Consider the following 25,914-nt stretch of genomic DNA (forward strand, 5'->3'; position numbering starts at 1 on the left):
TTTCTATGACCGGGGAACTGCAGGGGACGCGCGCGCTGGTGACCGGTGCCGGGCACGGCATCGGCCGCGGAATCGCGCTCGGACTGGCCGCGGCCGGAGCGGACGTCGTCGTCCACTACGGCAAGTCCGCCGACGCGGCCGCGCAGACCGTCAGCGACATCGAGGACCTCGGCCGGAAGGCGATCGCGGTCGGCGCCGACGTGACGTCGACGGCGGACGTCGACCGGCTGCTCGACGAAACGGCCGGTTTCCTTGGCGGCCTGGACGTCCTGGTCTGCAACGCCGGTCACCTGATCGGGCGGGTCAAGGTCGAGGAGATGACCGACGAGCACTTCCAGCAGGTGGTGGACGTGAACCTCGGGGCGACGTTCCGGACGGCTCGGGCCGCGATTCCGCACCTCGCGCAGTCGGCGAACCCGCGGATCATCACGATGGCCTCGCTCGCCGCGCACAACGGCGGTGGGCCCGGGTCGGTGATCTACGCGGCGGCCAAGGCCGGGATCCGCGGTTTCACCAAGGGCCTCGCGAAGGAACTCGGTCCGCAGGGGATCACGGTGAACTCGGTCGCGCCGGGCTACATCGCCGAGACCGCGTTTCATCAAACGTTTTCCACCGCCGCGGCGCAGGCCAACATGGTCGCGGGCACGCCGATCGGCCGCGCCGGGCAGGTCGAGGACGTGGCGAACGCGGTCCGGTTCCTGGCGCTGCCGGCGTCCGGGTATCTGACCGGGATCACCCTCGACATCGACGGTGGCACGTGGCCCCGATGAATCCCCCGACCGAGCGCGGCGGCTGGTGGCACGAGTACGTGTGCCCGGCACACGGTGTCGAGCTGGCGCATGTCGGATTCGATTCCGGAAACTTTCCGGCCGGCGGGGTTCCGTGTTCCTACGGTTGCCGGGTCGACACGCCCGCGGTGCGCGGCGCGTGGACCGTACTGGCCCATCACTTCTGGGCGCGGCGGATCCGGTTGCTCTCGTACGACGGTGGTGGGGCCGACCTGCTCACGTCGTACGCGCGGCTGTACTCGGAGCTCACGAAGGCGGGGGAGCACGAGCAGGCGCAGGGGTGGATGCAGCGCGGACGGCTCTTTCATCAGGCCCTCACGGACGCGGTGTGGGGCGTGCCGATCGCCCACTCGATCCTGAACCTGGCCGGGAAGGCCGAGTTGAGTGAAACGCTGCCGATGCTCGACGGCATGGTCGAGGGGGCGCGGCGGGCGCGCGACGCGATGGTTGCCCAGGACAAATTCTCGTCGAACTACACGGCGTGGTTCAACGCGCTCGGTACGACGGCGAGCCAGGCGGCCGCTGCCGTCCGGGGTGAAGCGTGGTCCGGCGCTGCTGAATGGTTGACGGGCGAGCGTGGCCAGTTCGCCCATCTGGAGGCGGCGACCGGCGAAGACGGTTGGGAGTGGGAAGCGAGTACGTACTACCACGGCTTCGTACTGCGCGCTTACCTCTTGAGCCTGCGCGGCTTCGATCCGTCCCTGGTGCCTGACCGCCTGGAGAAGATGATCGCGGCCCTCGCCTCGATCGCCACCGACGGCGGCATCCTCCCGGCCCTCCACGACGGCCCGTACCTCCGGGTGCCGCTGGCACTGGAGTGGCTCGAGATCGTCGCGCTGGCCCGCCAGTTCACGACAGGCCACAGCCTGGATGCGGTCGCTGCTCGAGCACTGGCAGAAGTCGGCCCCGAGTACGACGGGTTGGAGGACAAGCTCACCAACTGGTTCGACGGCTCACCCCGCAACGCCTTGTTCCAGCGCGAACTTGTGAGTTCGTGTTATGCGGTGATGCGCGTGCCCGGCATCCACGCGATCCTCGACCATGGGCCGCACGGCGGCTCCCACGGACATCACGACAAGCTCGCGCTCTACCTCTACGGCGCCACCACCCCCTGGCAACCCGATCCCGGCCAGGTCCCGTACGGCCACGCCCAGTGGCGCGCCCATTACAAGTCGGTCGCTGCCCACCCGACACTCCGCATCGACAACCTCGAACCGGCTGAGGCAACGGGGGAGCTGACGCGCGAGGCGAACTCGGTGACAGCCACGATCGCCGGCTGGTACGACGGCGTCCGCGCGACCCGGAGACTGATTGCCGGAGACAACTACCTGGTGGATGTCGTCCGGGTCACGGCGGATCGTGAGCGTGAGATCGTCCTGCAGTTCCGGCCGGATGTCGAGCTGACGGTCGAGGTTGGGCCTGATGCGTTCCGGACGACCTGGACCGGCGACGAGACGCTGTACGGCTACCACGTCTCTCGTGGTGCTGTGCCGGTGACTCGGCCGGGCGCGGGGCCGGCTGATGACCCGCAGCGGGTGCGGACGTGGGTCGACTGGACGGTTGCCGGTGCGGATGCGACGTACTGCTCCGTCTACTCGACTGCGCCCGTCGACGTGGCCGTGACGGGAGACGTGCTGACGGTTGACGGGCACGAGCACCTGATCGGAGGGCTGTGATGTTCGACGATCGTCTGGCGGAGGTGCGTGACGGGCTCGAGGGGCGGTATGCCGCGCAGTGGCGGCGGTTGTGGGAGCAGTGCGACTGGTACCGGACGCAGACCCCGCCGACCGAGCACCCGTCGGCGAGCATCACGTACTTCGGTCCGGCCGCCGCGAACCTCGCGCTCGCCTACCGCCTGACCGGCAACGAGGGCTACCGCTCCGAGGCGGCCCGCTGGATCTCGGCCGCAATCGGTTTCCCCCACTGGGGCAAGGCGCATCTGCCGGACCACGACCTGGACGCCGGCTGGCTGCTCCACGGCTTGTCGCTCGCGTTTACCTGGCTCGGCGACGACTTCGAGCTGGCCGACGAGTTGCGCGCCAAACTGGAACTGCAGGGCTCGCGGCTGTACGAGTTCGCCGTCGAGTCCGAGGGCTCGTGGTGGAGTTCGTCGTACTGGCAGAACCACAACTGGATCTGCTACACCGGGCTCGCCGCGGCCGGGTACGCGTTGGGTCGCACCGAGTGGACAGATCGCGCCCGGCGGAACTTCGAGACAGTCATCGAGTTTCTGCCGGCGGACGGGTCGGACATGGAGGGCGTCGTCTACTGGCGGTACGGCGTTCCGTGGCTGGCGACGTACCTGGATCTGTTACAGGACCAGGAGGGGCTCGACTGGTGGGAGCGCTGCCGGTTCCTGGCGAACACGTTTTCCTACCGGTTGCAGCAGTGCGCGCCGGGGTTCGAGGAGAACATCGATCACGGTGACTGCCACGACCGGCGGAGCGGACACAGCGTGGCGCTGTACCGGAAACTCGCGTCCGCGTACCGGATCGGTGAGGCGCAGTGGCTGGCGGAACTTGTGTCCGAACGTTTCTTCTGGCGGGAGGCGTACGCGAGCGGCGTGAAGCCGGGCGTGATGCCGGAGGCGTACCTCGAGCTGCTCTGGTACGACGACTCGCTGCCGCCGGTCGATCCCGCGAAGACGGCACCGCTGTCGGCGTACTTTCCGGACCTCGGCCTCGTCACGGCGCGGACCGGATGGGACGACGAGGCAACGATGGTGTCGTTCAAGGCGGCGCCGGGTGGCGGGCACCAGGCGTGGGAGGCCTCGCACCGGCTGGACGGCGAGCGCGGGTGGGACACGTTGAGCGCCGGTCACCATCATCCCGACTCGGGATCGTTCGTACTGACGTCGCGGGGCGCGTTCCTGGCCGTGGACGAGGGATACAGCAACCGCAAGCGAGCGGGGGACCACAACCTGATCCTGGTCGACGGTTTCGGGTATGCCGACGAGGACCGGTACCACGTCTACAAAGGGATCCCGTACGAGCGGCAGGCGCGGATGGTCGACGTGCATGCGGTCGACGGGATGGCGCACACCACCGCGCAGATCGCGGCGATGTACCCGCCTGAGCTGGGCGTTACCCGGCTCGATCGGACGCTGGTCTTCACTCCGGGCGGGCGGCTCGTTCTGCTGGATCGGTGTGCAGCTGAGTCGCCGCGTGACTGGACGCTTCTGCTGCACGCAGACTGGCCGATCGAGTACGGCGACGAGATCGCGCTGCGGTCCGGGTCGGCGCAGGCCTGGGTTCGCTTCCACACGCCGCTGGCCGTGGAGTCCGCGATGACCGAGGTCGAGGCCAACCCGACGTCCAGCACCCCCAGCCTCCGCCTCACGCGCACGATGCACACCCTCCGTGCGACCGTCGCCCAGTCGACGACCGCCACCCTCCTCACCACGATCGAACCAACCTCCGCCCTCCACCCGACCCCGCCGACGGCCCGCCGGCTCGACCTCGCACACGGTTTCGGAATCGCCTTCGACGACGAGACTGTGCTCCTCGCCGATGACGAGGGAATGCTGGACGCCCAGGCCATCACAACTGCCGCCGATGCGTCGCTCCGAGCGGGCGGACACCGGCCGCCGGCTGATTGTGATGGCGTGGCGGTCCGCGCCGTCATCCACACCGCAGACAGGACGGTCACCCTATGAGCCGCCGCGCGGGGCTCAGTCGGCGGGCGCTGGACTGGTTGGGGTGGGTTGCCCATCCGGCTGCGGCGGGGGCGGCGTTCACGGTCTTGTGTCTGGGGATCGTGACGTGGTTGCCGGCGTTGGCTGCCGTCGGGTTTGCCCTCAACCGATGGCGAACCGACGGTGACACGCGCTGTTTCACCGGCGTGTTCGTCGGCTGGCGTAAGTACTGGCGCGCGTTGCTCCCGCACTCGGTCCTGATGACGATCGCCGCGTTGATTGCCGCGAGCAACCTGTCGTTCCTGTCCAGCCGTTCCGGCCCGCTCGTCCTGACACTGTTCATGATCCATGTCGGCCTGATCGCCGCAGCGGTCACCTACCACGTCGCGCTCGCGGTCGCCGCCGGCCGCGCCCCCTCCGGATCAGCCGCCGACTGGCGACGTACGGCGTTCCGGCTCGCCTTCACCTCCGTACCGCGCGGCACCGCACTCCTCGGCGCCGCCATCGCCGCACCGGTCTTCTCGCTCGTCGTACCAGCAGGTCCCTTGCTCCTCGGCACCACAGTCCCGGTTCTGGTCGGCCTGCTCGTCGCCGACCATTCCTAGACAGCACTCATAGGCAGCAACCGCCCACACAGGAGGACCACCATGTCCCGAGCTGTCCCGATCCTGCTTCTCGGCGCCGCGCTGGCGCTGCCCGCGGTCCCGGCACACGCCGCGACCGACTACTACGTCGCCACCACCGGCAGCGACGCGAACTCCGGTACGTCGACCGGTACGCCGTTCGCGACGATCCAGAAAGCGCTGGATACCGCGCCACGCGGAGCGACCGTCCATCTTGCCTCGGGCACCTATCTCCAGGACGCGGTGACGATCAGGTCCGGTGTCACGATCACCGGGCCGTCGACCGCGGTCGTGAAAGGCGCCGGAAACTCGCGCATCTTCCAGATCCAGCACGACAGCGTCACCCTGGACGGGTTCACGATCGACGGGTTGTTCGGGTCGTCGTCCAGCAAGGACGGGTACCGGGACAAGCTCGTGTACGTGATGAGCACGTCGCCTGGTGACGGCGTGGGCACGTTGACGATCCGGAACATGCGGTTGAAGAACGCCGGCGGCGAGTGCCTGCGGCTGCGGTACCTGATCACGAACGCCGACGTTCACGACAACACCGTCGGCCCGTGCGGGGTGTACGACTTCAAGTTCAACGACGGCGGGAAGAACGGCGAGGGGATCTACCTCGGGACCGCGCCGGAGCAGCAGGGTGAGAACGGCGCCCCGGATGCCCAGGCGGACCGCAGCCGGAACAACCACATCCACGACAACACGATCGCGACGTACGGCAACGAGTGTGTCGACGTGAAGGAGAACTCCACCGCGAACGTGATCGAGCACAACGACTGCAGTCAGCAGAAGGACGCGAGCTCGGGCGGGCTGGACGCCCGCGGCAGCGGAAACACGTTCCGCTACAACACGATCCACGACAACACCGGCGCCGGCGTCCGCCTCGGCGGCGACACGGAATCCGATGGCGTGGACAACGACGTCTACGGAAACACGATCAAGAACAACGCGTCCGGCGGCGTGAAGTTCATGCGGACGCCGCAGGGGCAGGTGTGCGGAAACACTATGTCCGGAAACACCGGAGGAGATTCCGTCGGTACGTACGCCGCCGACTTCGAGCCCGCGGCCGCCTGCTGATGAGTGGAGTGTCCCGCCGGTCGATCCTCGGCGGAACTGCCGGTGGCGTCCTGGGTGGCGTCCTCGGCAGCACGGTCAGCGGGACAGCGTCGGCCGGCGCAACTGTCGGCCACGCAGCCGCGGCACGGCTCCGGTGGGCTGCGAGTTGGGCGACTGCGCAGACCGCCCCCACCGCCGCGGATACGGACGCAACGAGCGGCTTCACCGACACCACCCTCCACTACAAACTCCGGCTCTCCGCCGGCACCACCCCACCGGCGGGCTCGGACGCTCCTGCCGGGGCAAGGCCTGCGGTTCGGCTGCGGTTCGCGAACCCGTTCGGTTCCGCGCCCGTCGTCGTCGGGCCAGTGACGGCGAACACCAAGCCGGTGCTGTTCGGCGGCGCGAAGGACGTGGTGCTGGCCGCGGGGGCGACCGTCATAAGCGATCCGGTCGGGCTGATCCTCCCGGATGTCGGGGATCTGGTGGTGAGCATGTACCTCCCAGGCCCCACCGGCCCGCTGAGTTTCCACCGGAACGCGCACGCGACCGGCTACATCGGCGACCGCGCCACCAACTCGGTGTTCCTGCTCACCGGCGTCGACGTGCCCGCGACCGGACGCCAGGTGGTCGCGGTCCTCGGCGACTCGATCACCGAAGGCGTCGGTACGCCGGACAACGCCAACCTCCGCTGGCCCGACCAGTACGCGGCGCGCTTCCGCCGGCGCCCCGCGGTCGCCAACCTCGGGATCAGCGGAAACCGTGTTCTGCTCGACGACGGCCGCTTCGGACCCGGCGGGCAGTCCAGGTTCGACCGCGACGTACTCGGCCTGCCGAACGTCGGGACGCTGGTGACGTTCCTCGGCATCAACGACATCCAGCAACCGCCCAGCCAAACCGACCCGGGCCGCATCCTCCAGGCCTATGAGCAGCTGGTGCGCCGCGCGCACGACCACGACCTCGAGGTGATCGGCGCCACCATCGGCCCGTTCAAGGGCTGGATCCGCTACACCGACGCACTCGACCAGGTCCGGAACGACGTCAATGCCGCACTGCGGCAAGGGCGACTCTTCGATCGCCTCCTCGACGTCGACGCCGCGCTCCGCGACCCGGCCGATCACGCCCGGCTCCGGCCCGACTTCAACAGCGGCGACGGCCTGCACCCCAACTCCGCCGGCGCGAAGGCGATCGCCCTAGCTCTGTGAATCGCCCAGCCCTCTGAGAGGACCCACATGCCTGACCTCACGCTCCGCCGCCGGACTGTGCTCGGTGGAATGATCGGCGGGGCCGCACTCCTCGCCGTCTCGACTCCCACCTGGGCCGACGCGTCCACCGACGAGCTCCGCCTCCGCTGGCAGACGCTGCTCACCGGCGGCCCGACCGTCGATCCCGCCGACCCGGATCTCGCGGTCGCGATCGCCCGCGTCGACCGCCTGGCCCAGTCGGCGCTCGCCACCCTCGACCGCTCGGCGAACCGGACGACGCTCTGGCCGGATCTCGCGAGTACAACGCTTTCCAACCACGTCGCCTCGAATTTCCGCCGGATCAAGCAGATCGCGGTCGCCTGGGCAACGAACGGATCGGCCTACCAAGGAAACACATCGGTTGCCGACGATATCCGCGGTGCCCTCGAATGGATGCACACGAACCGCTACAGCCCCACACTGCCGCGGTACGACAACGACTACGACTGGGAGATCGGCGGCGCCGCCGCGTTCGCGGACACGCTGGTCCTGCTGTACGACGTGATTCCGGCCGACCTGCGGACGACGTACACGCAGGCGATCAACCACTACACGCCCGACCCGAACCTGTGGCGCGCCGACCGGCAGATCGCGACCGGCGCGAACCGGGTCTGGATCGCCACCGTCGTGGCCGTCCGCGCGGTCCTCGATGGCGACACGGCCGCGCTCGTCCGCGTCCGCGACGCGATCAGTGACGTCGAGGGCGGCGGGGCGAACAGCGTGCTGGCGTTCAACGACGCGCCCGGCCGGGTCGACGGAACGGGCGAGGGGTTCTACAGCGACGGATCGTTCCTGCAGCATTACAAGCATCCGTACAACGGCGGCTACGGCAAGGAACTGCTCGGAACGCTTTCCTCCCTGCTGTATCTGCTCGGCGGTACCGAGTGGACCGTCACCGATCCCGCGCTCGAGAACATCTACGGCTGGATCAACGACGCCTTCGACCCGCTGATGGTGCGCGGCGACCTGATGGGTTCGGTCTGCGGCCGGGAGATCGCCCGGCCCAGCAAGCAGAACCATGCGCCGACCCAGACGATCATCGAGGGCACGCTGCGGCTGATCCCGGCCGCGCCGGCGGAACGGGCCGCGGAACTGACGGCGCTCGTCAAGCAGTGGATCACCGAAGATACTTTCCGGGATTTCCTGACCGTGACCGATCCGGCCTCGTTGGTGGCGGCCCGGAGCATCCTCGCGTCGTCTGCCGCCGCCCGCGGTCCACTCGTCCTGCACAAGCAGTACCCGCGGATGGACAAGGTCGCACACCACCGCCCGACGTTCACGCTCGGACTGAGCGCGTACTCGTCGCGTATCTACAACTACGAGTCGATCCAGACCGAGAACCTGCACGGCTGGCACCTGTCCGACGGGATGGTGCTGCTGTACGACGACGACCTCGGTCACTACTCGGGCGACTACTGGCCGACGGTCGACCCGTACCGGTTGCCGGGGACAACGATCGACACCCGGCGGCTGGCCGACTCCTACGGTTTCCGCAGCACCAGCGCGGCCGACTGGGTGGGTGGCGTGTCCGTTCCGCGGCGCACGATCGGTGCCTATGGCATGGACCTGCGCGGGCACGGCACCAACCTGCGGGCGCTGAAGAGCTGGTTCCTGATCGACGACGTGATGGTGTGCCTCGGCTCGGACATCACCGGTGAGGGCGCGGTCGAGACAATCGTCGAGAACCGGAAGCTGCGCACCGGCGACGAGACCTTCACCGCCGCGCCCGGCTGGTGTCATCTCGAGGGCACCGGCGGCTACGTGTTCCCCGAGCGCACGCCGGTTCAGACGCTCCGCGAGAACCGGACCGCGACCTGGCGGGAGATCAACCTCAAGTACGGCACCGACACCCCGGTGACCCGGCCCTACCAAACCGTGTGGTTCACGCACGGTACGGCGCCTATCGGGCAGGGCTACTTCTACGTGCAGTTGCCGACCGCAACTCTCGCGGAGACGAAGTCGTTCGCCGGCAAACTCCCGGTCCAGAGACTGCGGGCAGATGGTACGGCGCACGCGGTCCGGCTGCGCAACGTGGTGGCGGCCAACTTCTGGACGGCCGGAACCGTCGCCGAACTGACAGCCGACGGCCCGGCTTCGGTCGTGGTCGCCGGCGGAATGGTCGCGATCTCGGATCCGACGCAGACCCGCGCCTCGGTCACCGTCGACCTGGACAAACCCGACCTGTCGCTCACGAAGGCCGATGCCGGCGTCACGGTCAGCCGCCGCGGCCGCGGCTGGCGCATCGTCGTGGACACGACCGATCGCCACGGCAACGCCGCCACAGCCTGCTTTCACTGAGGAAAACGCTGTACTGAAAGGGAGAACGAATGCTGGTCGACATGCCCCTGGACCGGTTGCGGGAGTACCGGCCGGAGCCGGAGGAGCCCGCGGACTTCGACGCGTTCTGGAAGCAGACGCTCGACGACGCGGCCGGCCACCCGGTCGACGCCCGGTTCACGCCGTACGATGCGCGCCTTGCGACTGTCGAGGTCCAGGACGTCACGTTCAGCGGGTGGGCCGGTCAGCCGGTGAAGGCGTGGCTGCTCCTGCCACGCCATCGCACCGGGCCGCTGCCCGCGGTGGTGCAGTACATCGGCTACAACGGCGGCCGCGGGATTCCGTACGAGTGGCTGACCTGGAGTGCGGCCGGGTACGCGCACCTGATCATGGACAACCGCGGCCAGGGCGGCGGCGGAAAAACCGTTTCGGAAACTCCGGACATCGCGCCGGAAGGACACGGATCGTCGGCACCGGGTTTCCTGACCCGCGGAATCGAGGATCCGGCCAAGCACTACTACCGCCGGCTGATCACCGACGCGGTCCGGGCGGTCGACGCGGCCAAGAGCAGCCCGGACGTCGACAGCGATCGGGTCGCCGTGGTGGGTGGCAGCCAGGGCGGTGGGCTGGCGATCGCGGTCGCCGGTCTGCGCGCGGACCTGTCCGCCGCGATCGCCGACGTACCGTTCCTGTCGCACTACCGGCGGGCGTCGCAGATCACGGACAACGGGCCGTACGCCGAGATCGCGCGCTGGCTCAAGGGCCACCGGTTCGGGACCGAGACCGCGATCGGCACCCTGTCCTACTTCGACGCGGTGAACTTCGCCGCCCGGGCGACCTGCCCGGCGTGGTTCTCGGTGGCGCTGATGGACAACATCTGCCCGCCGTCGACGGTGTTCGCGGCGTACCACCGCTACGCCGGTCCCGCGCAGATCGAGGTGTTCACCTACAACGGGCACGAAGGCGGCGCGGAGTACGACCTGCCGCGCAAGCTCAGTGCCCTCGCTTCCGCCTTCGGCCGCGATGCCTGAGGCGGAGCCCGCCCCACAAGATCAGCGCCGGTAGCCAGAGCAGCACCAGCCAAGGAAGCCGCCACCAGCCGGACGCACCGTCGAACTCCGCCTGGTCGCCACCGCTCTGATCGGTGGCGACCAGCGGCCGGGCGGACGTCGACCAGGTGAGGAACGCGTCGCCGATCGGCACCGCCCCGAACAGGTACCGCTTCGTCTTCAGCCCGCTGACCGGCAGACCGACCAGCTCGCCCTCGCGCGCCAGCCGACTCGCGAGCGGATCGTGATGCACCCGCGCCGCGCCGACCGTCACCACGGTCGCGGACAGACTCCTCCCGAACACCAACGGCCCGGAATCGACATCGCCCTGTCCACTCGTCCCCTTCGGGTACTCGCGTACACCGAGCCCGGTGACGAACTTGTCCTTGAAGAGCTCGTACTGCGTTCGCGCGAACGCCGGATCGACGTCGACCAGAAACCGCTGGATCATCGCCTGCGACGAACCGCGCGCCCCGGAAACTTGCGGAACGACCTGGTGCGGTAGCAGCCCAGTTGCCGGATCCAGTTTCGTCTTCGCCGTCGTCACCCAGTTCCGCGCGATCTGTCCGAAGCGAGGTGCGACCAACGCGTCGTACAACCGCAGCGACGCGATCGCGACGACCGAGTCGACCGGCCAGGCCTGCCCCGGGTATGCCGCCAGGAACGGCGTCTTCGCGGTCCGGAAAGCGGTGGCGATCTCGACCGATTCGCTGGCAAAAGTGTCGCGGTCGGCGGCGTCCGAGTGGCCGAGTGCGATCAGCCCGCCGCGCAGCCAGTTCGTCCAGCCCGCGTAGAAAACGCCGTACCGCGGTTGCAGCGACTCGTCGAACGGAGCGGTTCCGGCCGCCGACGCGATCCGATCGAGCGCCCACCGCACCTCCGCGGTCGCGTCCGCGGATCGGGCCGGATCGTCGACGCCGACCTGGACCCAGGTCAGCCCGTACAGCACGTTCAGGAAGAAATACCCTTCCGGAAACTGTTTCTGCGCGGCCAGATCCGCGCCGCCCTCGAGCTCGGCCCGCAGGAACGCCAGCTGTTTCACCGCGCCACGGGCGGGATCGGTCCAGGGAAGAACCAGACGCGCGGTCCCCACCCCCGCCACCAGCGTGGCGATGACCGCCACGCCGATCACAAGCTTGCGCAGCACCCGCATCAATCTAGAGGGTTTTCGGCAACCAATGGCGGTCCTGCGGGTGACCATCCGAAGACTGGACGCGCCGCCGCGTGCTCCGCTCAGGTGCCGAGCGTCGACTCGCGGGTGATCAGGCGGGTGGGCAGGATCAGCTGGCCGCGGCGGGGCGAGCCCGCGATGACGTCGAGGAGCAGGTTGGCGGTCCGGCGACCGAGTTCTTCGAGCTCCATGTCGACGGTCGTGAGCGGCGGTCTGCTGGCCAGCGCCATCACGGACCAGTTGTCGTAGCCGGTGACCGCGATGTCGTAGGGGACCGAGCGGCCGAGCTCGCGCAGCCGGTCGCAGACGCCGCGGGCGATCTGGTCACTGCCGCACGTGATCGCATCCACGGTCGGCTGCGCCCGGAGCAGTACGTCGACCGCGTGCCGGCCCCACCGCTCGCTCCACTCGCCGTACAGCGGCTGGCCGACGAACGCGTCCCGCGCGGCACCCATCGTGGCCGCGGCGCGGATCCCTGCGCTGAGGTGTGACTCCGGCCCGGTGACGTGCGCGATCTGCTCGCGGCCGAGGGACAGCAGATGCCGCGTGGCCGACGCGGCGCCGCCGTGGTCGTCGACGATCACCGACGTGTCGTCCGGATCGGTCGACGGACTGAACGCGTAGACGACCGGGATCGGCACGTCGATCGGCTCCCGTGCCTCGGTCCGGCGGCCGGTCACGATGATGCCGTCCACCCGCCGCGACACCAGCGACTTCAGGTAGTGCTGTTCGCGGAGCGGGTCGTCGCGGGTGTCGCAGAGGACCAGTGCCATCTCGCCCGCGCTGAGCGCGTCCTCGGCGCCGAGCATGATCGGGATGCTGAACCGGCCGGAGCTGTCCGTGGTGATCAGGCCGACGGTGAAACTGCGCCCGGACGCGAGCGCGCGGCCACGGTCGTCCGGGATGAATCCGAGCTGTTCGGCGGCCTGCCGGACCCGCTCGCGGGTGGCCGCGCGGAGCTGGCCGGTGTCGTTCAGCGCCTTCGACGCGGTGCTCGCCGAGACGCCGGCCAGCGCGGCCACGTCCTTGATCCCGGGCGTGCGGGTGCTCCGTGACGCCATCCGGCAACTCCTTTCCTGAGGTTTCCGGCACAGTACCCCACGGATCGCGGCCGGCCCGGAGTTTATCCACAGGTAGGGGTTGACCTGGCGCGGCAGGCTCTCTACCTTCGTCCAGGAAAACGTGTTCCGAATTTTCCTAAATGCAGGGTCCTAACTCAGGAGTCACGGCAGATGAGCGCTTCCCCGGAAACTGTCACTACTTCCCGCAGCCCGGCGGCCACCACGAAGGGCCGCCGGCACCCCCTCGGACTCGGCCAGGTCACGATCACCGGCGGCTTCTGGGCGCCGCGGCAGGCCCGCAACGGCGCGGACGCGATCCCCAGCGGCCAGGACCAGCTCGAGAAGGCCGGCAACCTGCAGAACCTTCGTCTCGCGGCCGGCATCGGCGAGGGCGAGGCGATCGGCCCGGTGTTCGCCGACTCCGACGTCTACAAGTGGCTCGAAGCCGCGGCGTGGGAGTACGGGCGCAACCCCGACGACGACCTGCTGCGACGCATCCGCGACCTGACCGCGGTCGTCGCGGCGGCCCAGCGCGAGGACGGGTACCTCGACTCGGTCGTCCAGCTCCGGTACGGCGACGAAGGCCGCTACAAGCAGCTCGTCTGGAGCCACGAGCACTACTGCGCCGGTCACCTGATCCAGGCCGCGGTCGCCCAGGTCCGCTGCACCGGAGACCGCGCGCTGCTCGACGTCGCGACCAAGCTGGCCGACCACCTGGTCGCGACCTTCGGCGACGACAAAACGGTCGACGTCGACGGCCACCCGGTCATCGAGATGGCCCTCGTCGAGCTTTATCGAGAAACCGGTACGACGGCGTACCTGGATCTGGCGAAATGGTTCGTGGAGGCCCGCGGGCACGGGATCATCGAGCGGCACGGGCACTCGCCGGCGTACTTCTCCGACCGGGTCCCGGTCCGCGAGGCAACCACGGTCGAGGGGCACTCGGTCCGCGCGGTCTATCTCGCCGCCGGTGCGGCCGATGTCGCGTTGGAGACCGGCGATTCCGAGCTGCTGGATTCGCTGAAGCGGCAGTTCGACCACATGTGGTCCACGAAGACGTACGTCACCGGCGGGCTGGGGGCGCGCTGGGAGGGCGAGGCGTTCGGCGACGAGTACGAGCTGCCGCCGGACCGTGCGTACGCGGAAACCTGCGCAGCGATCGGCGGAATCCAATGGGCCTGGCGGATGCTGCTCGCGACCGGTGAGGCGACGTACGGCGACGCGATCGAGCGGATGCTGTACAACGGTTTCCTTGCCGGCGTATCGCTGGCGGGGTCCGAGTACTTCTACGTCAACCCGCTGCAGTTGCGCGGGGCGGCGTACCCGGACACCGGCCGGAGCCCGGCGCACGGTCGGCGCGGCTGGTTCGACTGCGCGTGCTGTCCGCCGAACATCATGCGCACACTGTCGAGCCTCGACAGCTACCTCGCGACGACCACCGACGACGCCGTCCAGATCCACCAGTACGCGGCCGGCGTGATCAAGTCCGGCGACGTCGAGCTGGCCGTCGACACGAACTACCCCTGGGACGGTGCGGTCCGCATCACCAGCGCGACGCCGGTGGCGGTCGAGCTGCGCATCCCCGCGTGGGCGGAAGGTGCCACCGTGAACGGCGAACCGGCCGAGCCCGGCACCTACGTGCGGGTCGAGGCGGCTGACATCGACCTGCAGCTGCCACTGCGGTCGCGGGTCGTCGGGGCAGATCCTCGGATCGACGCGGTTCGCAGCTGTGTCGCGCTCGAGCGAGGACCGCTGGTGTACGCCGTCGAGCAGGTGGACAACGAGGCGAACGTCGACGACCTGCATCTGGTACCCGAGCCGCCTGTCGCCGAGAGCACCGATCTCCTGGCCGGAGTGACCGTGCTGAAGGCCCAGGGACGGGTCGGTACGGGGCATCGCGCCGGCTGGTCGTTCGAGCCCGGCGTGGAGGACTCGACCGGTGATGCGGTCGAGGTGGTGGCGATCCCGTACTACGCGTGGGCGAACCGGGAGATCGGTGCCATGCGCGTCTGGCTGCCCAGGGCCTGACGATGCTCACCCGGCGGAAGCTCCTCGGCCTAGGCGCCGCGGCGACCACGGCCGGTCTGTTCCCGGGCTGTAGCTCGGTCCTGCCCGAACCCGACGTCCAGGCGACGGGTTTCGGGCAGGACGCCACCGGCACCGTGCAGGTGTGGTGCCGGGCGGCGACGCAGACCGGTCTGACCGACCTGGTGAAGAAGTTCAACGCGTCCCAGAACCGGCTCACCGTCGAGCTGACACCGGTCCTGGACGCCCAGTACGTGACCAAGCTGGCGACCGCGATCCGCGGCCGGACGGTGCCCGACCTGGTCGACATCGACGACATCAACTCGATGCTGTTCATCTATCGCGACGCGTTCACCGACCTGACCGAACCGCTCGCCGCCCTGGACTTCCGGGACAAGCTCAGCCCCGGCCATCTCCGGCTGGCGACCAAGGACGAGCGGGTGTACGGCGTTCCGTACCTCGCGGACAACTCGATGTTCTGGTTCAACACCGAGCTGTGCGACCGCGCCGACGTCGATCCGGACGAGGCGGTGAAGTCGTTCGGAAACCTGCTCGATGCGGCCCGGAAATTCCGGAAACACGGCGACGACATCTACGGGTGGAGTTTCCCGGCGAACAGCCCGGGAGCGCTCGGCTTCGTCGTGCAGCCGATGGTGTGGGCCGCGGACACCGATCTGATCCAAGGACCGGTCGGCAGCCAGTCCGGGCACATCACAGGGAACGACGTCGTCCGGCAGATGCTCGAGCTGCACCGGCAGCTCTGGGTTGACGGGCTGGTGCCGAGGGCGAACTTCTCCGACGACGCGTCCCGCTGGGGGAGCGATTTCCGGGCCGGCAAGATCGGCATCTTCCCGTCCAACTACAGCGTGGTTGTGTCCGCGTCCGACGAGGCGTTCCACCAGAAGGTGACGCCCCGGCTGCTGTCCGGGCCGGACGGCGGTGCGGCGTTCTTCGACGGCGGCGACAACATGTGCATCCCACGCGGCGCTCGCAATGCATCGGGGGCGTGGGAGTTCGTGCGGTTCGCGCTGGACCTGCCGCAACAGATCGATCTGCCGGGCGGCGGGTACACGCCGGTGCGGTCGGACGCGCGGACCGCCGAGTTCGCGAAGAAGTACCCGTTGGCGACGCTGCCGCTGGAGCGCATCCAGGAGGGATACGCGCCGACAACGCTTTCCTACAACCTCCTCTACAACCAGCCGGACGGGCCGTGGCTGCAGATGTTCCGCCGCGCCGTGTTCGACGGCGAGCTGGAGGCCGCCATGAAGGAAGCCCAACAGAACTACGACCGCATTCTCCGTCAGGGGCAGGCATGAGTACGCCGCGTTCGTTGACCCACCCTGGACGAACAGGGCTGCTGCTGGTGAGTCCCGCCGTACTGTTCGTCGGCGTCTTCGTGCTCGTGCCGTTGGCGTTCGCACTGGTGATCTCGCTGACCAACTGGCCGTTGATCGGCACTGTGAAGTTCAGCGGGCTGAAGAACTACACCGCGATCGTGTCCGACGCCGCGTTCGCCAAGTCCGTCCTCTACACGCTGCTCTACACGGTCATCGTGACCGGGCCGATCCTGGTGCTCGGCTACGCGCTCGCGGTCCTGGTCCGCCGGAAACGCCGCGGCTCCACCGTGCTGCGAACGGTCTTCTTCCTGCCGTTCGTCGTCGGATTGTCCACGCTCAGCTTCGTCACCGTCCTGGAGGCGCAGCCGGAGAGCGGCGTGATCAACATCGTGCTCCGCAAGCTCGGCATCACCGACGGTACGACGGCCTGGCTGGTGGACGGGCCGCTCGCCACCGGACTGATCTGCGTGCTGGTGATCTGGGCCGTCAGCGGATTGACGATGATGCTGCTGATGGCCGGTATGCAGGCGATCCCGCGGGAGTACTACGAGTCGGCCGAGCTGGACGGCGCGGGCTGGTGGAAACAGGAGTGGGAGATCACCATCCCGATCCTGCGGCGGACGATTGCGATGGCGGTGATCATCTCGGTGATCGGCTCGCTGCTCGCGTTCTCGCAGTTCTACATCCTCACCCGCGGCGGTCCGGGAACCGACACCACGACGGTGGTCCAGTACATCTACAACCGGGCCTTCGTCCAGCTGCAGCTCGGCGCCGCGACCGCGCTCTCGATCGTGCTGGTGATCGTGGTCGGCCTCGTCACCGCGGCCCAGTTCCGCCTGCTCCGGGAGAAGGACTGACCATGCGACTCAAGAACACGTTTTACGTGATCGGCGGTGGCGGTGCGTTCCTGGTCTTCGCCGTACCGTTGCTGTGGGCCCTCTTCCGGTCGGTGCAGCCGAACGACGTGATCGTCGCGGCGCCGGACGGGAAAACGTTCTTCGACCTCACCTGGGACAACTTCCGGACGTTGATCGAGGGACCCGGAAACCTGGTCCGGGCGGTCGGGAACAGCCTGATCGTCGCGATCAGCACGGCCGTCCTGACGGCGTTGCTCGCCACCTTCGCCGGGTACGGGTTCGCGCGGTTCCGGTTCCGTAGCGGGCCGGTGCTGTTCGCGCTCGTGGTGGTGTCGATGATGATTCCGTTCCAGGCGATCCTGACGCCGCTGTACCTGGAGATGAACGTTCTCCGGCTGACGGACAGCCTGCTCGGGCTGGTGCTGTTCTACACCACGGTCAACCTGCCGTTCGGGGTCTTCGTGATGCGGAACTCGTTCGCCTCGGTGCCGGTGGAGCTGGAGGACTCGGCGCATGTCGACGGATGCGGAACGTTCCGGATGCTCGGTTCCGTCCTGCGTCCGCTGATCACCCCGGGCGCCGCGACCGTCGCGCTCTACGCGTTCCTGGCGGCCTGGACGGAGTTCCTCGGCGCGCTCACCTTCCTGACCAAGGACGAGCTCTACACGCTGCCGGTCGCACTCGTGAACGTCCAGGCCGGCGCGTACGGCGAGATCAACTTCGGCTCGCTGGTCGCGGGATCGGTGATCGCGATGATCCCGTGCGTCGTGCTGTACGTCGGGCTGCAGCGGTTCTACGTCAGCGGTCTCGCATCCGGGGCCGTCAAAGGCTAGGTCGTCGTCAGAGGCTGGGGCGGATCTCGTGGTCGGCGTGGGCGACGGCGTGCGCCTCGCCGACCTCGCGACACAGCGCCATCAGGTCCTCCTCGTTCAGCACCTGCTGCTTGGCCTTCGGGCCGAGGCCGGTGATGTGGTCGCGAGCCCGCAGCAACCGCTGGAACACCCGCTCCCGCTCCGCCGGGTCGTCGGTGTACTCCGGATCGAGGTACGCCGTCGCGTCCCGGCGGATGTGGGCCATCGCGGTCTGCGTCCGCCCGCGGGTGCTGAACAGGGACGCGAAGATCGTGATCAGCAGCACGGCCAGGATCACGACCAGCGACAGACCGGTGCTGATCTCCGCGACCTCGACGTGGTCGCCGCCGTTCACGAACGGCAGGTTGTTCTCGTGCAGCGCGTGCAGGATCAGCTTGGCGCCGATGAACGCGAGGATCGCGGCGAGCCCGAAGGACAGGTAGATCAGGCGGTCCAGGAGCCCGTCGAGCAGGAAGAACAGTTGCCGCAGACCGAGCAGGCTGAACGCGGTCGCGGTGAACACGACGTACACGTTCTGGGTCAGGCCGAAGATCGCCGGGATCGAGTCGAGCGCGAACATCAGGTCGGTGGCGCCGATCGCGACCATCACCAGCACCATCGGGGTGAGCATCCGTTTTCCGTCGACGACCGTCGTCAGCCGGTCCGCGTCGTACTCCTCCGAGGTCCGGAACAGCCGGCGGCTCAGCCGGACCACGAGGTTCTGCGCCTGGTGTGATTCCTCGGTCTCCGGTTTGAGCATGTTTCCCGCGGTCAGCAGGAGCGCGATCCCGAACAGGTAGAACACCCAGGAAAACGTGTTCAGCAACGCCGAGCCGAGGAAGATGAACCCGGCCCGGGCGATCAGGCTGACCACGATGCCGACCAGCAGGACCTTCTGCTGGTTCTCCCGGGGCACCCGGAAACCGGTCATGATGATCAGGAACACGAACAGGTTGTCGACCGACAGCGCCTTCTCCGTGATGTACCCGGCGAAGTACTCCGAGCCCATGTCGGCGCCGCCGAAGATGAGCGTTCCGACGCCGAACAGCACCGCCATCCCGACGTACAGGGCGGACCAGACCGCGGCCTCGCGCAGGGTCGGGACGTGCGCCGATCGCACATGGAAGAAGTAGTCGAACAGCAACAGGCCGACGATCGCCAGCACCGTCAGCACCCAGACCAGCGGGGACACCGTCATGGGGTTACCCAACCACGGTCCGCGCGCCGGCTCAGCACGTCAGAGAAATTTGCCTAAAAGGCATCTTTGCTCTTTAGGCAACTTCTGTTACGGTCGAGACATGGCCGACGGGTTGCGGGAGCGGAAGAAGCAGGAGACGCGGATCGCGTTGAGCTGGGCGGCGGTCCGGCTCGCCGTCGAGCGCGGGTACGGCAACGTGCGGATCGAGGACATCGCCGACGAGGCCGGCGTCTCGCTGCGGACGTTCCGCAACTACTTCGACAGCAAGGCCGACGCGATCGCCGCGCGCGAGGTGGACCGCAGTCTCAAGATCGCCGAGGAGCTCCGGGCACGGCCCGCCGACGAGCCGTTGTGGGTCGCGATCCGGGCGGCGATCGAGAAGCATTTCGCGCTCGGCGAGGAAGGCCACGGCGGGCGGCGGCCGCCGGACGAGCAGTGGCTCACCGGCATCCGGCTGATGATGAGTGAGCCGGCGCTGCAGGGGGCGGTCGCGCGCGCCTACGCCCGCGTCGGCGAGGAACTGGCGGCCGCGGTCGCCGACCGGACCGGGACCTCGGGGATGTATCCGCGGCTGGTCGCCGAGGTGATCGGCGCGACCCGCGCGGTCGTGACCGCGGAGTGGCTGCGAGCCGATCCGCCGCGCTCGATCGCCGACCTGCTGTCGTCAGCACTCGACCAGGTCGAAGCCGGCCTGCCCGTCCCCGAATAACCCATCGAACCAACTGACCCCGGTGAGTTGCCGGGGCGGTCAGTCATGCCCAAGTGGAGGACGTCATGGACGCAGAAGTTGTCATCGCCGGGGCCGGACCGAACGGCCTGATGCTCGCCAGTGAACTCCGGTTGGCCGGGGTCCGGCCGATCGTGCTGGAGAAACTCCCGGAACGCAGCACCGTTCCGCGCGCCAACGGACTGGTCGGCCAGGTCGTCAGGATGCTCGACCGGCGCGGACTGTACGAGCGCCTGAGCGGTACGCCGGGTCCGCCGCGGCCCGCTCCTGGATTCGTGTTCGGTGCGATGCCGTTGCCGCTCGACGTACTCGAGGAGAACCCGGTCTATCTGCTGCAGGTTCCGCAGGTGCGTATCGAGGAGGTGCTGCAGGAACGGGCGCTGGAGCTCGGCGTCGAGATCCGACGCGGTCACGAGCTGACCGCGTTCACACAGGACGCGGACGGCGTCACGGTGTCGCTGTCCGGGCCGGACGGTACGTACCAGTTGCGGGCCGGCTATCTGGTCGGCGCCGACGGCGGACACAGTACGACGCGGAAACTGGCCGGAATCGACTTTCCCGGCGTCACCAACGACTCGATGGTGTCCCGGACCGGCAGCGCCGCGGTGCCACCCGAGTACATCGAGGACGGGCTGCTGAAGATCCCCGGGTACGGCGTCGTGCCACCGTTCCTGCATCAGCGGACGGAACGTGGACTGTTCGTCTGGGCGCCGTTTCCGGATCGGCTGCCGGCGATCAGCACGGGAGAGTGGGACACGCCGCCGGACGGCGAGGTGACCTTCCAGGAGTTGCAGGAGAGCGCCGACCGGGTGCTCGGCGTGCATCTGCCGTTGGTCGAGCCAACAGGTGACGGTGTGCGGCATCTCCGGCGGGTGGTCGGTGGGAACAGCCGGCTGGCGTCGAGTTTCCGTTCCGGACGGGTGTTGCTGGTCGGCGACGCCGCGCATGTGCACTCGGCAATCGGCGGGCCGGGGCTGAACCTCGGACTGCAGGACGCGGTCAACCTCGGGTGGAAACTGGCGGCCGAGGTACAGGGCTGGGCGCCGCCGGGACTGCTCGACACGTACGAGTCCGAGCGCCGGCCGGTGGGGGAGCGGGTCGTGATGCACACCCAGGCACAGTCCGCGTTGATCGCGCCGGGCGACGACGTGACGGCGTTGCGGAAACTGTTCGGAGAATTTCTGACCGATCCGCGGAACGTTCTGCGAGTTGCGGAACTGATTTCCGGCGCGGACATCAGGTACGCCGAGGGTTCGCATCCCCTGGTGGGCCGCTGGGCGCCCGATCTGACGGTCGGCTCGGTGCGGTTGGCCGAGCTGATGCGGTCCGCTCGCCCGCTCCTCGTCGACCTCACTCCCGACGCCGCGTTCACCGGCCTCGTGTCGGAGCCCGTCGAGGTGGTCACCGGCCGGGGCGAGGCTCCGATCGCCTTGCTGATCAGGCCGGACGGCTACGTCGCCTGGGCCGCCGATCAGGACGGGCCCGCGGAACGCGAAGCGCTGCGTGACGCCGTCGCGCAGTGGTTTCAGCCACGCCCCTTGACCAGTGCGACGAGGTAGCGGCACACCGACGTACCCGGGTTGTGGAACGTCGTCGGCAGGGGCGGGCCGAGTTGCAGGCAGTCGCCGGCGTGCAGCTCGTGTACCTGCGACCCCTCGTGAAAACGCAGCTGCCCGTCGAGGATCCACAGCTGCTGGTACTTGAAGATGTAGGCGTCGGCCGGGTACGAGACCGACGCTCCCGGAGGCAGGTCCACCTCCACCAACTCCAACGGCCCATCGGTCACCGGGGACACCGCGCGCCGGCGGTACCCGGTGACCGGGTCGGTCCAGACCGGCTGGTCGCCCGCTCGACGGAGCAGCTCGCCCGTGTTCTCCGCGCGAGCGACCAACTCGGACAACGTCATACCGAGCGCACCGGACAGCTTCCCGAGCAGTACGGCGGTGGGCTGCGCCTCGCCCCGCTCGATCTTCCCGATCATCGCGCGCGAGACGCCCGACCGCTCGGCGAGCGCGTTCACCGACAGGTCCTGTGCGACTCGCGCCTGCTGCACCGTCGCGGCCAGGGATCGAGACAGATCATCTATCACGCTTGCCACTATAGCGGCAGTTGTGGCTACTATCGTGTCATGGTTCAGGTCAGAGACGCTGCGGCCGCCGACGCCGCGGCCTGCGCGGCGATCTACGCGCCCTACGTCACCGGTACGTCGATCACGTTCGAGCTCGATCCGCCGACGGTCGACGAGATGGCCGAGCGGATCGCGAAATCGCAGTCCACCCATGCCTGGCTGGTTCTCGAGGACGACGGTCAGGTCGTCGGGTACGCGTACGGCGGCCCGATGAAGCCGCGCCCGGCGTACCGCTGGTCCTGCGAGGTCAGCGTCTACGTTGCCCCCAGCCACCACCGCACCGGCGCCGGCCGAACGCTCTACAACGCCCTGTTCGACCGCCTGTCCGAGCGCGGCTACCGCACCGCGATCGCGGGCGTCACGCTTCCGAACCCCGCCAGCGAAGCTCTGCACAAATCCCTCGGCTTCGACCCGATCGGCACCTACCGGAACATCGGCTGGAAACTCGACGCCTGGCACGACGTCGCCTGGTCCCAGCGCCCGCTCGCGAAGCTCCCCGATCCCCCCGAAGAGCCGCGCTAGCCCTTCGGGTCGGTCATGGGTGGGCAGGTTCCGCCCGGGGTCGTGACGAGTTCGAAGTGCCAGATCTCGTTGGAGAGGGTTTGGCAGAGGCCGTAGCGGTTGCCGTGGCGGATCAGCCAGTAGTCGGCGTCGGTGGGGCCGATGTCGACGGCGTGGCCCGTGACGTGGTGCGATTCGTCCGGGTCGGCGACGTACTCCTTGGCCTTCTTCTTGCTGCCGTACTTGCGGATCGCCTTCTCCATCAGCTCTTCCTGGTACTTCTTGCTGCGCCAGCCCGTCGTGACCTGCATCCTGATGCCGTCCTCCTTCATCGCGGTCTCGGCCTTCTGGACGGCCTCGCGGAGGGCGGGATCGAGCTTCGTGACCCCGGGCAGGCTGGTGTTGTACGCCGAGGTGTGGTCCGGCAGTACGCCGTCCGACGCGCCGGGAGGCCCGCCCTTGGACGAGCCCTTGGTCGAGCCTTTGGTCGAGCCCGATGTCTCGGATCCGGTGCCCGAGGATGACGAGTCCTGCGCGGAAACCGCTGTACACGAGGTCAGCGCGAGACTGATGACGGCGGCAACGATCGCCAGCCGGCCGGGTACGGCGGTCCGGCGATCGCGCCTCAGGTGACGAGTCAGCATGCCGACAGTTCATCCAAGGCGATGTTGCGGCAGCGTCTGCGATTTCCGATATGTTTTCGATACCGGCGCCGGAACCTGACCCCGCAGACAGTTGGCCCGTACCGCGGGCGAGGATGGTGCGGTGAGTGACAACCGCCGTTCAGGCGACCAGCAGGTGACGGTACGGCGTGCCGTCGAGGAAGACGACCAGGCGCTGCTCGCGATCGAGCGGAGCGCGTGGGACGCGTCGTCGGGATTCCCGTCGTACCAGGAAACCTTGCAGGACACGTTCTTCAGCCGCAGCGGGCCGGAGGCCCATCTCGTGGCGGAACACGAGGGCGCGGTGGTCGGTTACCTGCGGCTGCAGGACAAGTACCCGTTCCCCGAGGGCGCGGGCGTACTGACGATCAACGGCCTCGCGGTCGCCCACGAAGCCCGGCGCCTGGGCGTCGCCTCCGCACTCCTCGACGCCGCAACCACCGAAGGCCGCCTCCGCGGCGCCCGCAAGATCAGCCTGCACGTCCACAGCACCAACGCCCCCGCCCGCCGCCTCTACGAACGCCACGGCTACGTAGTCGAAGGCACCCACCCCAACGAATTCCTCATCGAGGGCGACTACATAGCCGCCCTCGACATGGCAAAGATGCTCTAACGGCTGATGACGGGCGAGAAGATGTTCCAGATGCTGCTCGTCCCCGGCACGTACACGCGGTACCGGCGGGTCCGGTTCGGGTAGTAGTTGTACGTCACCTGTCCCACACTGCTCGTGGTGACGTACGCGAGCCCTTTCCACGTCGACGTACCGATGTCCTGGTACTGGATCAGCACCTGCTTGTTGGCCCAACGCACGTAGCGATTGCTGGCAGGCCGCCAGTACGAGACCGTGGTGAGCAGCGCAGTACGGCTGCCCTTCCGCCCGCCGCTGAGTGCGGCCACCGATGCGCAGCGGGACACGCTGTACGCCGTGCCGAGATCGGCGACCTTGACGCCGTTGATGTTGGTCGCGCCGCCGGCCGGGCTCCACGTGATCGTCCCGAGGGGCGGATTCGAGCCGAAGAAGCCGAACTGGACCATGCGACTGCCCTTGGTGAACTCGAGCCTGCCCTGGGCGTTCGGGGTGGCGGCGGGCGAGCTCTTCCACACTGCTGTGTAGACGCTGGCGGGACAGCCGCTGCCGAGGCGCGCCCACTCGCCGTAGTACTCCCCGTTGACGCTGATGCGTGCCGGGACTACGAGATTGCAGACAGTCGTCGTTTGCTCCGGGACCGCATGGGCGGGCGGGGCGACGGTCAGGCCGGCCGCCAGAAGAGCGACGGCCGGCATGAACTTGTGGAGCTTCAAGAGTTCCCCCTCTTGGAAGTGTGTGGGGGAACGCTAGCGGATTTACGGGTTGAGGCCGTGTTTGCGGAGCCAGGGTTCGGGGTCGATGGGGGAGCCGCCGTCGGGGAGGACCTCGAAGTGGACGTGGGGGCCGGTGGTGTTGCCGGTCATGCCGATGCGGCCGACCATCGTGCCGGCCTCGACCGAGTCGCCGACGGAGACGTCGAACTCGGACATGTGGCTGTACGACGTGACGGTGCCGTCGGCGTGCCGCACCTTCACCTGGCGGCCGTAGGCGCCTTCGAAGTCGGCCTGGATGACCTCACCGGCCATCACCGAGCGGACCGGCGTACCCATCGGGGCCGCGAAGTCGAGACCGGTGTGGTTGTGCGCCCAGCGGCCGCCGGCCTGGTTGAAGCGGGCGGTCAGGTGGTAGCCGGTCGTCGGCAGCACGATCTTCGGCGCTGCGGCTGCCTTGAGCGCCGCGGCCTTCGCGAGGGCTTCCTTCTTCGCGGCGGCGAGGGCCTTGGCGTTCGCCGCGGCCTTCTTGGCGGCAGCTGCCTTCGCCGCGGCCAGCGCGAGCGACCGGCGCTGCGTCAGCGTCGCGTTCGCGGCCAGGCGCGCGGCCCGCTGCTTCGCGGCGGTCTCGGCCGCTGCCTTGCGGGTCGCGGCGAGCGACAGGTCGATCCGGGACGCGTCCCGGGACCCGAGGTCGCGCCGGTCGATCCGGGCGGCGGTCAGAGCGTCGGCCTGTGAGGGGTTCAGGCCGGTGCTCCCGGATGCGTTGGCCGGACCGGTCGCGGACGAGCTGAGTCCGACGGTCGTGGTCCCGGCAGCGGCAGCCAATGCGGCGGTCAGACCGATCAGCTGGGTACGGCGGTTCGCGTTGCGGCGGGAGGAGCGGTGCTTTGCCACCCGGCGCGGAGCAGCCGGGCGGCTGGACGCCTGCCGATCTGTTTCCGGCGCGTCTTGGTGAGTGGGCACGAGAAGCCTTCCAGGGGAGGGGAAACCGCCGTTGAGGGGGAACGGCAGCTCCATGACCATAACGAGAAGGTCACGGACGCCTCAAACACGGATTGCGAAAGGATGAACGAAATCGAACACGCTCGGTGAGGGCGTCCTGTCGTCCGGTGCATGCTCAGGCGTGAACCACCTGGGCAAGAAAGTCGCCCCGACCGTGACGCGGATCACCTGCCGATTGGCGCCGAGCAGGCCCTTCGGGCCGGTATAAGGCGTCCATATAATGAGAGCTTTGTCGACCGACTTACTAATCTTTCAGCCGCGTCCCATACTGAAATGACACGACCGACGAGAGGGGACGGGAATGACGCGCAAGCCGCCGTACTACCGCCTCCACATCGATCTCCTCCGGGTCTCCAGCGCCCTCTGTCTGCGCTGACCTGAGCCTTCTCACGTCCTGTTGAGGGCGTCCGTTTCCGGACGC

The 25,914-nt window shown here is 68.5% G+C and carries 24 protein-coding genes; 17 read left to right on the forward strand and 7 right to left on the reverse strand.

The genetic code is table 11. The features are described from left to right. The first annotated feature begins 5 nt into the window (after positions 1-5). Genes E0H92_RS06870 through E0H92_RS06905 form a run of 8 tightly spaced genes read left to right on the forward strand, consistent with a single transcriptional unit; the run spans position 6 to position 10,653 of the window. Complete coding sequence (locus E0H92_RS06870; RefSeq protein ID WP_131495716.1) at positions 6-770, forward strand: SDR family NAD(P)-dependent oxidoreductase; 765 nt, start codon at positions 6-8, stop codon at positions 768-770. Continuing rightward, entirely contained in the window at positions 767-2,464 is a 1,698-nt protein-coding gene (locus E0H92_RS06875) for a heparinase II/III domain-containing protein (protein ID WP_131495717.1), read from the forward strand. Before E0H92_RS06870 ends, E0H92_RS06875 begins: the two co-directional genes overlap by 4 nt. Continuing rightward, positions 2,464-4,443, forward strand: a complete 1,980-nt coding sequence (locus E0H92_RS06880; protein ID WP_131495718.1) for a heparinase II/III family protein — start codon at positions 2,464-2,466, stop codon at positions 4,441-4,443. Before E0H92_RS06875 ends, E0H92_RS06880 begins: the two co-directional genes overlap by 1 nt. After that, positions 4,440-5,027 carry a DUF624 domain-containing protein gene (locus tag E0H92_RS06885; protein ID WP_131465538.1) on the forward strand — a complete coding sequence of 196 codons (588 nt, stop codon included), beginning with the start codon at positions 4,440-4,442 and terminating at the stop codon, positions 5,025-5,027. Before E0H92_RS06880 ends, E0H92_RS06885 begins: the two co-directional genes overlap by 4 nt. A gap of 42 nt (positions 5,028-5,069) precedes the next feature. Continuing rightward, positions 5,070-6,122, forward strand: a complete 1,053-nt coding sequence (locus E0H92_RS06890; protein ID WP_131465540.1) for a right-handed parallel beta-helix repeat-containing protein — start codon at positions 5,070-5,072, stop codon at positions 6,120-6,122. Next, complete coding sequence (locus E0H92_RS06895) at positions 6,122-7,306, forward strand: GDSL-type esterase/lipase family protein (RefSeq protein WP_131465542.1); 1,185 nt, start codon at positions 6,122-6,124, stop codon at positions 7,304-7,306. Before E0H92_RS06890 ends, E0H92_RS06895 begins: the two co-directional genes overlap by 1 nt. 27 nt (positions 7,307-7,333) lie before the next feature. Continuing rightward, on the forward strand, positions 7,334-9,643 hold the full coding sequence (locus E0H92_RS06900) for a polysaccharide lyase 8 family protein (protein WP_131495719.1): 2,310 nt from the start codon (positions 7,334-7,336) through the stop codon (positions 9,641-9,643). 29 nt (positions 9,644-9,672) lie between these two features. Next, positions 9,673-10,653, forward strand: coding sequence for an acetylxylan esterase (locus E0H92_RS06905; protein ID WP_131495720.1), 981 nt, complete (start codon positions 9,673-9,675; stop codon positions 10,651-10,653). Here the strand turns inward: E0H92_RS06905 and E0H92_RS06910 are convergent. Together E0H92_RS06910 and E0H92_RS06915 are read right to left on the reverse strand one after the other, a co-directional pair. Beyond that, positions 10,616-11,818, reverse strand: coding sequence for a hypothetical protein (locus tag E0H92_RS06910; protein ID WP_131495721.1), 1,203 nt, complete (start codon positions 11,816-11,818; stop codon positions 10,616-10,618). The genes E0H92_RS06905 and E0H92_RS06910 overlap by 38 nt on opposite strands. A gap of 86 nt (positions 11,819-11,904) precedes the next feature. Beyond that, entirely contained in the window at positions 11,905-12,903 is a 999-nt protein-coding gene (locus tag E0H92_RS06915) for a LacI family DNA-binding transcriptional regulator (RefSeq protein ID WP_131465550.1), read from the reverse strand. Positions 12,904-13,074: 171 nt separating this feature from the next. Here E0H92_RS06915 and E0H92_RS06920 point away from each other — a divergent pair, with 171 nt between their 5' ends. Genes E0H92_RS06920 through E0H92_RS06935 form a run of 4 tightly spaced genes read left to right on the forward strand, consistent with a single transcriptional unit; the run spans position 13,075 to position 17,955 of the window. Then, positions 13,075-14,931 (forward strand): glycoside hydrolase family 127 protein, encoded by a 1,857-nt coding sequence (locus E0H92_RS06920; RefSeq protein ID WP_131495722.1) that lies wholly within the window; start codon positions 13,075-13,077, stop codon positions 14,929-14,931. Between the two features lie 2 nt (positions 14,932-14,933). Beyond that, on the forward strand, positions 14,934-16,244 hold the full coding sequence (locus E0H92_RS06925; RefSeq protein ID WP_131495723.1) for an extracellular solute-binding protein: 1,311 nt from the start codon (positions 14,934-14,936) through the stop codon (positions 16,242-16,244). After that, a complete protein-coding gene (locus E0H92_RS06930) occupies positions 16,241-17,122 on the forward strand; it encodes a carbohydrate ABC transporter permease (protein ID WP_131465556.1) in 882 nt (293 codons plus the stop codon). The genes E0H92_RS06925 and E0H92_RS06930 overlap by 4 nt, the downstream gene beginning before the upstream one ends. 2 nt (positions 17,123-17,124) lie before the next feature. Beyond that, a complete protein-coding gene (locus E0H92_RS06935; RefSeq protein WP_131465558.1) occupies positions 17,125-17,955 on the forward strand; it encodes a carbohydrate ABC transporter permease in 831 nt (276 codons plus the stop codon). 7 nt (positions 17,956-17,962) lie between these two features. Here E0H92_RS06935 and E0H92_RS06940 read toward each other — a convergent pair whose 3' ends face one another. Beyond that, on the reverse strand, positions 17,963-19,171 hold the full coding sequence (locus tag E0H92_RS06940; RefSeq protein WP_131465560.1) for a TerC family protein: 1,209 nt from the start codon (positions 19,169-19,171) through the stop codon (positions 17,963-17,965). A gap of 100 nt (positions 19,172-19,271) precedes the next feature. Here E0H92_RS06940 and E0H92_RS06945 point away from each other — a divergent pair, with 100 nt between their 5' ends. Both E0H92_RS06945 and E0H92_RS06950 read left to right on the forward strand, forming a co-directional pair. Further along, complete coding sequence (locus E0H92_RS06945; protein WP_131286479.1) at positions 19,272-19,880, forward strand: acyl-CoA-like ligand-binding transcription factor; 609 nt, start codon at positions 19,272-19,274, stop codon at positions 19,878-19,880. 65 nt (positions 19,881-19,945) lie between these two features. Next, the gene (locus tag E0H92_RS06950; protein ID WP_131495724.1) at positions 19,946-21,457 is read left to right on the forward strand and encodes an FAD-dependent monooxygenase; all 1,512 of its coding nucleotides are present in this window, start codon (positions 19,946-19,948) and stop codon (positions 21,455-21,457) included. On the opposite strand, the gene E0H92_RS06955 is transcribed toward E0H92_RS06950, so the two are convergent. After that, a complete protein-coding gene (locus E0H92_RS06955; RefSeq protein WP_131495725.1) occupies positions 21,424-21,987 on the reverse strand; it encodes a helix-turn-helix domain-containing protein in 564 nt (187 codons plus the stop codon). The two genes, E0H92_RS06950 and E0H92_RS06955, sit on opposite strands and share 34 nt — an antisense overlap. A gap of 39 nt (positions 21,988-22,026) precedes the next feature. On the opposite strand from E0H92_RS06955, the gene E0H92_RS06960 reads away from it, so the two are divergent. After that, a complete protein-coding gene (locus E0H92_RS06960) occupies positions 22,027-22,548 on the forward strand; it encodes a GNAT family N-acetyltransferase (protein WP_131495726.1) in 522 nt (173 codons plus the stop codon). Here E0H92_RS06960 and E0H92_RS06965 read toward each other — a convergent pair. Next, positions 22,545-23,171: a M15 family metallopeptidase gene (locus E0H92_RS06965; protein ID WP_131495727.1), complete on the reverse strand. Its 627-nt coding sequence runs from the start codon at positions 23,169-23,171 to the stop codon at positions 22,545-22,547. The two genes, E0H92_RS06960 and E0H92_RS06965, sit on opposite strands and share 4 nt — an antisense overlap. 121 nt (positions 23,172-23,292) lie before the next feature. On the opposite strand from E0H92_RS06965, the gene E0H92_RS06970 reads away from it, so the two are divergent. After that, a complete protein-coding gene (locus E0H92_RS06970) occupies positions 23,293-23,802 on the forward strand; it encodes a GNAT family N-acetyltransferase (RefSeq protein WP_131495728.1) in 510 nt (169 codons plus the stop codon). Here E0H92_RS06970 and E0H92_RS06975 read toward each other — a convergent pair. Both E0H92_RS06975 and E0H92_RS06980 read right to left on the reverse strand, forming a co-directional pair. Continuing rightward, entirely contained in the window at positions 23,799-24,491 is a 693-nt protein-coding gene (locus E0H92_RS06975) for a hypothetical protein (RefSeq protein ID WP_131495729.1), read from the reverse strand. The genes E0H92_RS06970 and E0H92_RS06975 overlap by 4 nt on opposite strands. A gap of 42 nt (positions 24,492-24,533) precedes the next feature. Continuing rightward, a complete protein-coding gene (locus E0H92_RS06980; RefSeq protein ID WP_238173332.1) occupies positions 24,534-25,454 on the reverse strand; it encodes a M23 family metallopeptidase in 921 nt (306 codons plus the stop codon). 340 nt (positions 25,455-25,794) lie between these two features. Between E0H92_RS06980 and E0H92_RS45720 the strand changes: the two genes are divergently transcribed. Then, a complete protein-coding gene (locus tag E0H92_RS45720) occupies positions 25,795-25,869 on the forward strand; it encodes a putative leader peptide (RefSeq protein WP_355483003.1) in 75 nt (24 codons plus the stop codon). Positions 25,870-25,914: the final 45 nt, after the last annotated feature.

Source organism: Kribbella speibonae (assembly GCF_004331375.1).
In the GTDB taxonomy this organism is placed as follows: Bacteria; Actinomycetota; Actinomycetes; order Propionibacteriales; family Kribbellaceae; genus Kribbella; species Kribbella sindirgiensis.